The organism is Tropicibacter sp. Alg240-R139, assembly GCF_900537075.1.
Classification (GTDB): Bacteria; Pseudomonadota; Alphaproteobacteria; order Rhodobacterales; family Rhodobacteraceae; genus Falsiruegeria.
In genome coordinates, this window is sequence record NZ_UNRA01000001.1 from 841,671 (window position 1) to 854,875 (window position 13,205).

Below are 13,205 nucleotides of genomic sequence, written 5' to 3' on the forward strand. Positions count from 1 at the left end.
GTTCACGCCACCTCTTTGCTGGCAAGTCGAATGCGATAGTTGGTGAGCAGGTCCAGCGCCAGCAGGAAGAACAATAGCATCCCCTGGAAAACCTGGATGGCGGCCGAAGGCAGGCCAAGGTTCGACTGGGCGATGTCGCCGCCGATATAGGTCAGCGCCATAACGCCACCCGCCAGAACGATGCCTACGGGATGCAGGCGGCCCAGAAAGGCCACGATGATCGCGGTAAAGCCATAGCCCACATTGAAGTCGATGGTGATCTGTCCTGCGGGGCCTGCGACCTCGAAAAGTCCGGCAAGGCCTGCGAGAACGCCAGCGGCACCCAGACAGAAAAGGATCAACCGTGCCGGGTTCACACCTGCAAACTTGGCCGCACGAGGTGCCTCGCCCGTCAGGCGTATGTGAAAGCCCAGCATGTGGCGGTTGAGCAGAACATAGGCAAAAATCACTGCGATCAGTGCCGTCACCACACCCCAATGCATGCCCGAACCCGCAAATAGCTCGGCGTTATGCGCGCTGTCCCAGGATTGCAGGTTGCGCGAGCCGGGAAAGCCATAGCCTTCGGGGTTCTTGAGCAGGCCTAGCGAGACCGAGGCCAACATCTGCTCGGCCACATAGACCAGCATCAGCGACACGAGGATTTCATTGGTGCCGAACCGCACTTTCAGGATGGCCGGGATCATCGCCCAGATCCAACCGCCAAAGGCACCACCAATCACCATCAGCGGAAAGATGTACCACGCCTCAAGCGGATAGAAGGCAAGGCCAACACCAGCGCCCACGATGGCACCCATTATGTACTGACCCTCGGCCCCGATGTTCCAGATGCCTGCGCGAAAGCCCAACGACAGGCCAATCGCGATCAGCACCAATGGCGCGCCTTTGATCAGCAGTTGCGGGCGATAATAGAATGAGAATTCGCCAAAGAGCGGTTCCCAAAAGATGGTCATGATTGCTTCGATTGGGTTCTTTCCAAGCGCTGCAAACAGCACTCCGCCAAAGAACATGGTTGCAAGTACCGCCACGACAGGCGTGGCCATGGACCAGGTCTGTGATGGCTGTGGTCGTTTCTCCAGCACGATCATTTGCTCTGTCCCCCCAAAGTCTTTTCTTCTTGTTTCAAATACGGCCGCCGGAGGCGGATCTGACAGTTAGACATGCGCCACCTCCATCCCGTGTGCGCCGCCCATCATCAGGCCGATCTCGTCAACTGTCAGGCCGGTGGTTTCCCGAGGGGCACTCAGGCGACCCTCGTTCAGGGCGGCAAAGCTGTCCGAGATTTCCATCAGTTCATCCAGATCCTGACTGATGCAGACAACGGCAGTGCCCTTGGCTGCCAGATCCAGAATAGCCTGCCGGATCGAGGCCGCAGCGGCGGCATCGACGCCCCAGGTCGGCTGGTTCACCACCAGTACATCGGGGTTTTGCAGAACTTCGCGTCCAATGACGAATTTTTGCAGGTTTCCGCCCGACAGCGAGCGCGCCGCGTTGTCGGGGCCGGGGGTGCGCACGTCGAATTCTTTGATAATGCGTTCGGCAAAGCTCTGGGTCTCGCCCCATTTCAGGAAGCCGTTGCTTTCCAACCCTTCACGCACCGATCCGGTGAGCAGGGCGTTTTCCGTCAGGCTCATGTCGGGCGCTGCCGCGTGGCCCAACCGTTCTTCGGGCGCAGACAGCAGACCCAGCTTGCGCCGCGCTGTCGGTCCCAGCTTGCCAATAGGCTGGCCTTTCATCTTGACCGCATCGGGGGCCGTTGTGATTTCGCCGGACAAGACGCCCAACAGTTCGTCCTGACCATTGCCGGCAACTCCGCCGACGCCCAGAACCTCGCCGCGCCGCACGGTCAGGTGCAAGTTGCGCAGCGCTGTGCCGAATTCGGATGGTGACGGGACCGAAAGGCCGGAAATGTCGAGTGACACCTCGCCAAAGTCACGTCCCGAGCGTTCCGGGGTTTGCAGGGTCGTGCCCACCATCATCTCGGCCATGTCACGGGCCGAGGTTTCAGCCGGTGTGCATTCACCCACATTCTTGCCCAAGCGCAGGATTGTTGCGTGGTCACACAGCGTGCGGATCTCTTCCAGTTTGTGCGAGATATACAGGATCGAGGTGCCCTCGGATCGCAGTTTCTGCAGCGTTTCAAACAGGATGTCGACCTCTTGCGGGGTCAAAACCGATGTCGGCTCGTCCATGATCAGCAGCTTGGGATCTTGCAGCAGGCAGCGAATGATCTCGACCCGCTGACGCTCACCTGCGGACAGATCACCAACCGTGCGAAAAGGGTCCAGCGGCAGGCCGTAGGTTTCCGATACCTCGCGGATACGCGCGGCCAGATCGCCCATCTTGGGCGGGTTTTCCATGCCAAGCGCGATGTTTTCGGCCACGTTCAACGCGTCAAACAGCGAAAAGTGCTGAAATACCATCGCAATCCCATCGGCCCGCGCGGCCCGCGGCTCAGTCGGGGCAAAGGCCTGTCCGTTCAGCACCATTTTTCCGCTGTCAGGCTTCACCAGCCCATAGATCATTTTCACCAGCGTGGATTTCCCCGCGCCATTTTCCCCAAGCAGTGCGTGAACCTCGCCCTGTCCGATATCGAACGAGACGGTGTCATTGGCCACCACGCCTGGGTATGCTTTGGTCAGCCCTTGCAGGCTCAGAAGTGGAGTTGTCACGCGCTCAGGTCCTTTTTTCGTGTCTCTGTCAGGGCCGGGCGCAGCATTTCGGCTGCAACGCCCACGGCGATCATTTGCGGGTGCTTGCCCAGGCTCGGGTCGCCAATCGGGCAGGTAATTCGGCTAATGCGGTCGGGGGGGTGCCCCAGTTTGCCCAGCCGGGAACGGAATCGTGCCCACTTGGTAGCCGAGCCAATCAGTCCGGCAAAGGCGAAATCGTGGTTTAACAGACGGTTGCACAGTTCCAGATCAAGCGTGTGCGAATATGTCAGCACCAGATGCTCGGCATTTGTCGGGGCATAGCGCACCAGTTCTGCCGGCTTGGCCGCAGGCAGTGCTGTCACGCCCGCCGGGATGGTTTCAGGAAACCGCTCTGACCCTGTGTCCACCCAAGTGATCGCCAGATCAGGCAGGGGCGACAGCACATCGACCAAAGCGCGCCCTACGTGACCCGCACCCCAGATCCACAGTTGGCGGGCCGGTTTGTGCACAGGCTCGATCATCCAACCGTCGATCAATTGCGGTTCTGGCCGGGTGCCTTGACCACGCACTTCGTTCAACAGACGCTTGACCGTCAACGGCATGACGCTGGCGTCAGTCGCCCGGCATATGATTTCGGCGTCTAGTTTGTTGACCGCTTTGGCGTCATACACTTCGCTGAGCAACGATACTACACCACCGCAGCATTGCCCCATGTCGGGACCAAGTGCGTGATGGCTAAGTACGCGTTCCACCATTTGGCGACGCGCGGCCTCTGCCGCCTCGAACTCCAATGTTCCGCCGCCGATGGTGCCGGACTGACCACCCGGCCAGACCAGCATGGATGCGCCGACCTCACGCGGGGATGACCCCTTGATCGCGGCGATCACGACGCGGGTGACGCGCCCGTGGGATTTGACGGCCTCCCTCAAAGCCTCCAGGTCAAATCCCATCGCGAACCCTCCTGACGCCAGCCCAGACCTCTTCGGCTGTGGCGGGGGCATCTATGGCCGGATAGGCGTTGCCGCAGGCAGAAACCGCGTTCGACAACGCCAACCAGGCTGAAATACCCAGCATAAAGGGCGGTTCTCCCACCGCTTTGGAGCGATAGATCGTGTCCTCGCGGTTCTGCTCGTCCCACAGGGCGACGTTGAAGACATCCGGGCGATCTGAACAGGCCGGGATCTTGTAGGTCGACGGCGCATGGGTGCGCAGACGCCCCTGATTGTCCCAGACCAGCTCTTCGGTTGTCAGCCAGCCTGCGCCTTGCACATAGCCACCTTCGACCTGACCAATGTCCAGCGCGGGGTTCAACGAGGCGCCAGCATCATGCAGGATGTCGGTGCGCAGGATGCGGTTTTCACCGGTCAAGGTATCTATGGCAACTTCGGTGATCGACGCGCCATAGGCAAAGTAAAAGAACGGCCGCCCGCGCCCCTTGATCCGGTCCCATTCGATCTTGGGTGTCTTGTAGAACCCGGTGGCCGACAGGCTGATCCGGCCCTGATAGGCCATCGCTGCGGCCTCTTGGAACGTATAGCGCGCCTCGCCAACCTCGACATGGCCATCGCTGAAGGCGACGTCGCTGACCTCGGCCTGATGGCGTTCCGCCAGGAAATCCGCCATCCGGTCGCGGACGGTGTCGCAGGCGGCTTTGACCGCCATGCCGTTCAGGTCAGAGCCGGACGAGGCCGCTGTGGCCGAGGTGTTGGGCACCTTGGCCGTGTCGGTTGCGGTGATCTTGACCAGATCGAGCGGAATGCCGAAGCGGCTGGCCGCCACTTGCGCGACCTTCTGGAACAGGCCTTGGCCCATTTCTGTGCCGCCGTGGTTCAGGTGGACCGAGCCATCCTGATAGACGTGCACCAGTGCGCCGGCTTGGTTAAGGTGGGTCAACGTGAAAGAGATTCCGAACTTCACCGGGGCAAAGGCAATGCCCTTTTTCACGATGGGGTTTTCGGCGTTCCACTTCTCGATGGCGGCTTTGCGGGCAGCATAGTCGCTGGTTTCCATTAGCCGCTCGGTCATGCCGTGCAGTTCGAAATCCTCGACCTGCATACCATAGGGGGTGGAGTTGTCTTTCTGCCCCGAGGCGTCGGCTTTGGCGGCATAATAATTCCGTTTGCGCACCTCGACCGCGTCAAGCCCCAGATCATGGGCGATGTGATCCATCACGCGTTCGATCCCGACCATGCCCTGCGGCCCGCCAAAACCGCGATAGGCGGTGGCGGATTGGGTGTTGGTTTTCAAGCGGTGGCTTTCAATCCGCGCGTTCGGCAGCAGATAGGCATTGTCGGAATGCAGCATGGCGCGGTCAGCCACGGGCAATGACAGATCCTGCGCCCAGCCACAGCGGGTATAATGCTTGAACGAGACGCCCTGCACACGGCCATCATCGTCAAAGCCGACACGATAGGTGATGCGGAATTCGTGCCGCTTGCCGGTGATCACCATGTCGTCGTCGCGGTCGTAACGCATCTTGCACGCGCGGCCCGTTAGACGCGCGGCCACGGCACAAGAAACGGCCAAAGCGTTGCCCTGGCTTTCCTTGCCGCCGAACCCGCCGCCCATGCGACGGGTTTCAACGCGCACGCCATGCATTGGCACACCAAGCGCCTCAGCCACCTTGTGCTGGATCTCGGTCGGGTGCTGGGTCGAGGAATGAACCAGCATGTCGCCCCCCTCGTTCGGTACGGCCATGGCGGCCTGACCTTCGAGGTAGAAATGCTCCTGCCCGCCAATTTCGAACGTGGCGTCGATCTGGCGTGGTGCGGCGTCAATGGCAGTCTCGGCGTCGCCTTTTTCGTAGATGCGCGGGCCTTCTTCGAACCGGCTGTCGGCTGCCATCGCCTCGTCAACGGTCAGGATCGGGGTCTCTTCGACATAATCGACTTGCCCAAGTGTAGCAGCTTTGCGCGCGGCCAAATGGCTGTTCGCGATCACGAGGAATACGGGCTGCCCGACGTAATTCACCGTACCATCCGACAACAGTGGTTCGTCATGGATCGACGGGGAAACGTCATTGGTAAAGGGCAGATCATCTGCTGTCATCACGGCAACGACACCAGGTGCTGCTTTGACCGCGTCCAGGTTCATTGCGGTGATGCGGCCTTTGGCAATCGGGGACTGACCAAAGGCCAGGTGCAGCGTGCCAGCAGGCGAGGGGATGTCGTCCACGTATCGGGCCGATCCCGTCACATGCAGGCGCGCGGCATCATGGGGAAGGGGTTTGGAAACACTCATGCCGATACCTCCAGTACGTTGGTGGTCTGACCCTGGCTTTCGGCGAAGTACCGCTCGAGCAAGGTGCGGGCGGTTTCAAGCCGGTACTCGGCCGAGGCGCGCATGTCCGTGAGTGGTGTGAAGTCTGTGTCGAACATGGCTTTGGCAGTGGTAATGGTCGTGGCTGTCCAGGGCTGACCGAGCAAAGCAGCTTCGACCGAGGCCGCGCGTTTCGGAATACCGGCCATACCGCCAAATGCGATGCGGGCGTCGGTGACGGTGCCACCTTCAACCGTGATGCTGAAACAGCCGCAGACGGCCGAGATGTCCTGATCGAACCGCTTGCTCAGCTTGTAGCATTTCAGCGTGTCAGGCTGGCGGGGGAAGCTCACCGCCTCGACAAACTCACCCGGTTTGCGGTCTTGCTTGCCGTAGTCGATGAAGAAATCCTCAAGCAACACGTCGCGGCGGGTGTCTCCTTTGCGCAGATGCAGGGTCGCACCAAGTGCGATCAGAGCGGGCGGGTTGTCCCCAATGGGCGAACCATTGGCGATGTTGCCACCAATAGTGGCGGCGTGGCGCACTTGGACAGAGGCGTAGCGGCGAACCATTTCGGCATAAGACGGGTGCAAGTCGCTTAATGTGTCGCCCACGGTGTTCATATCGACCATGGCGCCAAAGCGGACATTCGCTTCGGTGACCTCGACCGATTTCAAGTTATCGCAGCGGTTCAGGAAGATAACTGAATTCAGGTCGCGCAGCTGTTTGGTGACCCAAAGGCCCACGTCCGTCGCACCGGCAATTATGGTGGCGTCTGGATTGGCCGCGTAGACCGCTGCCAGTTCGTCCGACGAAGTCGGGGCGTGGGCGGGGCCATCGTCGGCTGTTTCAGATGTGTCGGGCAAGACAAAGGCGCGGTCATTGTTCACCCAAGTCGGAACGGGTTTGTCTTCGCAAGCTTCAGCCGCGCGGATGATCGGGGCGTATCCGGTGCAGCGGCACAAGTTGCCTGCCAGTTGCGTGTCGTGATTGGTGGCGCCGTTGGCATGGGCCGCCGTCATCGACATCACGAAACCGGGCGTGCAGAACCCGCACTGTGATCCGTGATGCTCGATCATTGCGTCCTGCACGGGGTGCAGCGCGCCGTCGGATTCACCGACACCTTCGACGGTGCGGATCGCCTTGCCGTGCAGCTGCGGCAGAAACAGGATGCAAGAGTTCAGCGCCTTTGCGCCGTCCGCGTCGCTGATCATGACTGTGCAAGCCCCGCAGTCGCCCTCGTTGCAGCCTTCTTTGGTGCCACGCAGATGACGTTCCTCGCGTAACCAATCCAGCAGCGTGGCCGTGGGGGACACCCCGGTCAGCTCCACAGTCTCTCCGTTCAGAAGAAACGTGATGTCCATATTCGAAAACCCGTCGCGTTACCCCGTTGTGCCTGTAAGCGCGCCCCTTCGATGCGACGTAAAAAGAGCGCAGGCATATAATTGCCTCTCAGATTAGAAAGGAGGCGCGAGTTCTGGCAAGAAAAAGTCATTCTGCGATGCAACATTTTGACGCAAATTTAGTGCTATTTGGGGGGCGATTTACATCTTAATGGTTTGAAAAGTATGCCCAATGTATGTTTTGCTGCAAGTGCGGTGGTTGAAACACCTTCAAGAATACCCGAATAGTTATGCCTATTATTTCGACAATCCGAATAGCGGTCGCTTGCGTCTTTCCCCTCTTCACGGGCTGCGTTAGCTTGAGCGGATGAGCAGCGATCCCCGATTCATTCACCTCCGCGTCCACACCGAATACTCTCTTCTCGAAGGGGCCATGCGGCTGAAAAAGCTGCCTGGGCTCTGTGTGAACATGGATATGCCCGCGGTGGCCGTCACGGACACCAACAACCTGTTTTCCGCGCTTGAGTTTTCGGTGGGTGCTGCAGGGGCCGGGGTGCAACCTATCATCGGCTGTCAGGTCGATCTTGCCTATCTGACACCGCAGCCGGGGGAAAAGCCCAAGAACCCTGCAGGCGTCGTATTGCTGGCGCAGACGGAGCGTGGGTACGAGAACCTGATGAAACTGAACTCGTGTCTCTATGTGGACAAGGGCGGACAGCTGCCGCAGGTAACGATTGACGAGCTCGAAACATATTCCGAGGGTGTGATTTGCCTATCCGGTGGCCCCGAGGGCCCGATTGGGCGGCTCTTGCAGGGTGGTCAGCGTCCGGCAGCCGAGGCGCTTATGGACAGGCTCGCTAAGATCTATCCTGACCGGTTGTATGTCGAGTTGCAGCGCCATCCGGGCGAGGACGGTCAGCCCGAATCTGAACGATTGACCGAACGTGGTCATGTGGAAATGGCTTATGCCAAGAACCTGCCGCTGGTGGCGACCAATGACGCCTATTTCCCGACCACCAAGATGTATGAGGCGCATGATGCGCTGATCTGTATTTCCGAAGGGGCCTATGTCGACCAGCAAGAAGGACGGCGGCGTCTGACGGCGCAACACTATTTCAAATCTCAGCAGGAAATGGTGACGCTGTTTGCAGATCTGCCTGAAGCCATCGAAAACACGGTCGAGATCGCCAAGCGCTGCGCCTTCATGGCTTATCGCCGCGACCCGATCCTGCCAAAGTTTGCCGATGACGAGGTGGCCGAACTGCGCCGCATCGCCAACGACGGTCTGCAGAAACGACTGGCGGTGATCCCGCATGCTGTTTCTGTCGAGGAGTACCAAGAACGGTTGGACTTTGAACTGGGCATTATCGAGGGCATGGGATTCCCCGGCTACTTCCTGATCGTTGCCGACTTTATCCAGTGGTCCAAGGATCACGACATTCCGGTCGGACCGGGGCGGGGCTCGGGTGCGGGGTCGTTAGTGGCTTATGCGCTGACAATTACAGACCTTGATCCCTTGCGATATTCGCTGCTGTTCGAACGCTTCCTGAACCCCGAACGGGTTTCAATGCCCGACTTCGACATCGATTTTTGCATGGATCGCCGCGAAGAGGTGATCCGCTACGTGCAAGACAAATATGGTCGCGACAAGGTCGGGCAGATCATCACCTTTGGTGCGCTTTTGTCCAAGGCCGCCGTGCGCGACGTGGGCCGCGTGTTGCAGATGCCTTATGGCCAGGTGGATCGCCTGTCCAAGATGATTCCGGTCGAAGGAGTCAAACCGGTCAGCATCGAAAAGGCGCTACAAGACGAACCGCGCTTGGCTCAAGAGGCCCGAAACGAAGAGGTTGTTGACCGGTTGCTGACCTATGGTCAGCAGGTTGAGGGGCTGCTGAGGAACGCCTCGACCCACGCCGCCGGCGTTGTCATCGGGGACCGGCCGCTCGATGCGCTGGTGCCTCTGTATCAGGATCCGCGTTCGGACATGCCCGCAACCCAGTTCAACATGAAATGGGTGGAACAGGCCGGGCTGGTCAAATTCGACTTTCTGGGCTTGAAGACCCTGACAGTCATTCAGAACGCGATGGACCTTGTCTTTAAATCGGGGCGTGATTTGCACGTCGCAGCTGATGGGACCGAGCTTTATGAGCCCGCCGAAGGGGCCCAAAATCAGATCAACGCCATCCCCCTGGATGATGAGGCGACGTATAAACTCTATTCCGCTGCCAAGACGGTGGCCGTGTTCCAGGTGGAATCCACCGGTATGATGGATGCGCTCAAGCGCATGAAGCCGACCTGTATCGAGGACATCGTCGCTCTTGTGGCGCTTTATCGTCCCGGCCCGATGGAGAACATTCCGACCTATTGCGAGGTCAAAAACGGGCTCAAGGAAATTGAATCCGTCCATCCGCTGATTGACCACATTCTGTCCGAAACCCAAGGCATCATCGTTTATCAGGAGCAGGTGATGCAGATCGCGCAGGTCATGGCGGGATACTCGCTTGGCGGCGCTGACCTGCTGCGCCGCGCGATGGGTAAAAAGATCAAAGAGGCGATGGACGCCGAGCGCCCGAAATTCGAAAAGGGCGCTGCAGAAAACGGTGTCGCCAAGAAAAAGGCGTCCGAGGTTTTCGACCTTCTTGAGAAGTTCGCCAACTACGGCTTTAACAAATCTCACGCGGCGGCCTATGCGGTGGTGAGCTATCAGACCGGCTGGCTCAAGGCGAACCACCCTGTCGAGTTCATGGGCGGCGTCATGAACTGCGATATCCACCTGACCGACAAGCTGGCGATCTACTTTGAGGAAGTCCGCAAAGGACTGAAGCTGCCGTATGTGCCGCCCTGCGTGAACCGGTCTTTGGCCACGTTTGATGTAGTCAATGGCGAGTTGGTCTATGCGCTGGGCGCTTTGAAAAACGTTGGCGTCGAGGCAATGAATCTTGTCGTCGAAGGCCGCGGTGACAAGCCATTTGTCAATTTGTTCGACCTTGCGCGGCGTGTGGATTTGAAGCGGGTTGGCAAGCGGCCTTTGGAGATGATGGCGCGGGCGGGGGCCTTTGATCAGCTTGATCCGAACCGCCGCCGCGTGTTTGAAAGCCTGGAGCCGCTGGTGAATTATTCAGCGGCCATTCAGGAGCAAAAGAACTCGAACCAGGTCTCTCTGTTTGGTGAGGCGGGTGATGACCTGCCCGAACCGCGCCTGTCGAACTCGCCCGATTGGTTAGCGGCAGAACGCCTGAGCGAAGAATTCAAAGCGATTGGTTTTTACCTTTCAGGTCACCCACTGGACGATTACATGCCCGCGCTTAAACGCAAGGGCGTGCTGACGCTGGACGAAGTGATGGAAAAGGCGCGCTCCAGCCCTTTGATTGCCAAGATCGCCGGTGTTGTGGCCGGTCGGCAGGAACGCAAGTCTGCACGCGGCAACCGTTTCGCCTTTGCGCAGCTGTCGGATCCGACAGGGGCTTATGAGGTCACGCTGTTTTCCGAGGCGTTGGAAAAATGCCGGGAGCATCTGGAAACTGGTGCGCATGTGGTCGTTCAGGCCGAGGCGACGATGGAATCCGATCAATTGAAGCTGCTGGGTCGCTCGGTCGGGCCAATTGATGCAGCGATTTCTTCGTCCACAGGCACAAGTGGGCTGAGAGTGTTTCTTGAGGCGCCCGAAGCAGTGTCCACGGTCGCCAAGGTTCTGGCCGATGCCGCCGATGCCGCCAAGGGCGCGTCACGTGGACCGATTCAGGTGTGCCTGATCGCCGCTGGTTTGCCGGGTGATGTCGAGATGGATTTGGGCCGTGACTTTCCCATCAGTCCGCAGATCAAAGGTGCGCTCAAGTCGCTTGATGGAGTGATGGCGGTCGAAGAACTCTAAGACATGCGCGCCACACGTTGATGTGGCGCGCATGTTTTCCTTATCCTTTCGCTGGCGTGTACCAGATCGGCGAGGAATAGGCGCGTTCCTGATGGATCAGCTGTGCCTCTTCGGGCAGTTCGATGCCAAAGCGCAGTTTGTCATAGACCACCCAACGCGGCGTCGGGATTTCCAGCACGCGCACATAGTAGAACGCGCTCTCTCCGGTGTCGAAATCGGGATCGGTCCAGACTGTGGCCAGCTCCGCCGCGCCGATGGAATTGGTCCAACTTGCGGTTTCCAGATCGACGGTATTGCCAACCTCGGGCAGTTTGCCGTCCCCGTCCATCTCGCGGTCACCCGACCAAACGACATTAAAGACCTTTTCGTGCAGCTCTCCGTCCGCATCCATCCAGCCTTTGACAACCTGAACACGGTCCAGATTGGCGCCGATCGGATCGCGCAAGGCAAAGATCAGGAAACTGGGTGCTGCATCGCTGTCACGCGGACGCATATCGCCGCCCATGGGAACGCCCTTGTTATAGCCGATCAGGGCAGGCGAGCGTGACTTCAGGTCGTCATCGGTGAACTCCCACCCGCCAAAGAAGCGCAGCCCGATGCGCGGGCCAGTGGTGGCATAAGTTTCGCGCCGCTTGAAGGCGTCAAAGATGGAGCTGCGGGTGTTCTCCTCGGCCCAGACCGCAGTGTAACCAGACGCGACCAGCTGATAGCCTTCGATCCGACCCAGATCACTGGCGATAAACGGGTGTTCGATCCGTGTGGGTGAGGGTTCAACACTGGTCGACTTGCCAAAGAAATTGTCTTCTTCCGCTGTTGCCAGCGACGTGTGGCTGTCCGTCGCCCCGCCAAGACCGAACTTATAGGGGTTGGTCCCCAGCTTCGCCTCAAGCGCCAGACCTTGCTTGAGCGCCTCGCGGGCATATTCGCCCTTGAGCATCTCGTCGGTCTTCAGTTCGGTCAGATCAAGATTGCCGACATCCCAGTTCTCATAATCGGCGAAATCGTCATCCGGGCTCAGGAATGGGTGCGCTTCGCCGTCGCCCTTGATCTGGGTGATCTCATAATGTGGTTCCCACTTGGCACGCTGTTTGACGTAATCCTCATCAACAACCCCACCGTGATAGGTGTCCGTGGTAGGGAACATCCAGCCGTTCGACAAGTTGCCATTGTGGGAAAAGGCCACGGCGCGACCGCCGGTTTTTTCCTGATACATCTCAAGCCAGTCGTACAGGTAGTTGGGATCGGTATCGCCAAAAGGCGCTTGCGTAACAGGCGGTACGACTTGCATGGCGCGCGAGGGCCCGTCGCGCAACATCACGTTACGATGCAGGTTGAACCCCTTGGGGACGGACGTCCATTCAAACCCGATAAAGGCGGTGAATTCGCCCGGCTCGTTGGCATCCTCGGCCGCTTGAACAATCTTTTCCCAGACAAAGGCAAAGGCATCCGCGCCGGGACTGTAGGATTCCAATAGCAGCTCGGGCAAGGTGCCCTGCGAGAAGTTGGTGATCAGGTCAAAGGCGGATTTGCCAGCGGCCTCGCCACCCTTAGTGTAGCCTTCGTACCATTCGCGACCCTTTGGGTCGGCCAGAACGCCGGGTTTGCCCGCTTGCAGGTCGGGCGCAAAGCCCATCAGGTCGGTGTGATCGGTCAGTACCATCCAGTCCAGCGGACGACTGAGTTTCACCGGCAAGCCGGTGGATGACGTGACCTGCTCGCCTTTGGCAAAGGCCCAGGCATCATCAGGCCCTAGGATATTGCCGAATGCGCCTGCGTCCAGCGACAGGCTGGTGTGCAGGTGCGTCTCACCCCACAAAGGTTGAATCGGAATGGAACGGTTGGCATAGGGCGAAAAGGCCTCGGGCGGGAATGCGCTGGCGGCGGCCTCTTCCGTGGTTTTGATTTGGGCCTGTCCCGTTGTTGGCAGAGCCAGTGCAGCAGACAGGGCCACCGAGGACAGGAGTGTTTTTGAAAGTGTCTTGGTCTTCATACTGATCTCCCCGAACAGATTTTGGGACCGTACGCTCGTGGCAGCGGCAGGCCGTCTGGTTTAGGTATTCAAGTATTCAATTGGCAGTATGA

Annotated in this window: 7 protein-coding genes; 1 reads left to right on the plus strand and 6 read right to left on the minus strand. The window is 59.2% G+C overall.

Annotated elements, in window-relative coordinates; translation table 11 throughout:
- Window positions 1–2: 2 nt before the first annotated feature.
- From G6R15_RS04150 to xdhA, 5 genes are all read right to left on the minus strand, one after another.
- Window positions 3–1,085, minus strand: coding sequence for an ABC transporter permease (locus tag G6R15_RS04150; RefSeq protein WP_164658509.1), 1,083 nt, complete (start codon window positions 1,083–1,085; stop codon window positions 3–5).
- A gap of 66 nt (window positions 1,086–1,151) precedes the next feature.
- Complete coding sequence (locus G6R15_RS04155) at window positions 1,152–2,669, minus strand: ABC transporter ATP-binding protein (protein WP_164658510.1); 1,518 nt, start codon at window positions 2,667–2,669, stop codon at window positions 1,152–1,154.
- Window positions 2,666–3,601 (minus strand): xanthine dehydrogenase accessory protein XdhC, encoded by a 936-nt coding sequence (gene xdhC, locus G6R15_RS04160; protein ID WP_164658511.1) that lies wholly within the window; start codon window positions 3,599–3,601, stop codon window positions 2,666–2,668. The genes G6R15_RS04155 and xdhC overlap by 4 nt, the downstream gene beginning before the upstream one ends.
- On the minus strand, window positions 3,591–5,891 hold the full coding sequence (gene xdhB / locus G6R15_RS04165) for a xanthine dehydrogenase molybdopterin binding subunit (RefSeq protein WP_164658512.1): 2,301 nt from the start codon (window positions 5,889–5,891) through the stop codon (window positions 3,591–3,593). The genes xdhC and xdhB overlap by 11 nt, the downstream gene beginning before the upstream one ends.
- On the minus strand, window positions 5,888–7,273 hold the full coding sequence (gene xdhA / locus G6R15_RS04170) for a xanthine dehydrogenase small subunit (RefSeq protein ID WP_164658513.1): 1,386 nt from the start codon (window positions 7,271–7,273) through the stop codon (window positions 5,888–5,890). Before xdhA ends, xdhB begins: the two co-directional genes overlap by 4 nt.
- Before the next feature lie 346 nt (window positions 7,274–7,619).
- On the opposite strand from xdhA, the gene dnaE reads away from it, so the two are divergent.
- Entirely contained in the window at window positions 7,620–11,123 is a 3,504-nt protein-coding gene (gene dnaE / locus G6R15_RS04175) for a DNA polymerase III subunit alpha (protein ID WP_164658514.1), read from the plus strand.
- A 40-nt stretch (window positions 11,124–11,163) separates the two neighbouring features.
- Here the strand turns inward: dnaE and G6R15_RS04180 are convergent, their stop codons facing one another.
- Window positions 11,164–13,113 carry a DUF3604 domain-containing protein gene (locus tag G6R15_RS04180; RefSeq protein ID WP_164658515.1) on the minus strand — a complete coding sequence of 650 codons (1,950 nt, stop codon included), beginning with the start codon at window positions 13,111–13,113 and terminating at the stop codon, window positions 11,164–11,166.
- Window positions 13,114–13,205 lie beyond the last annotated feature (92 nt).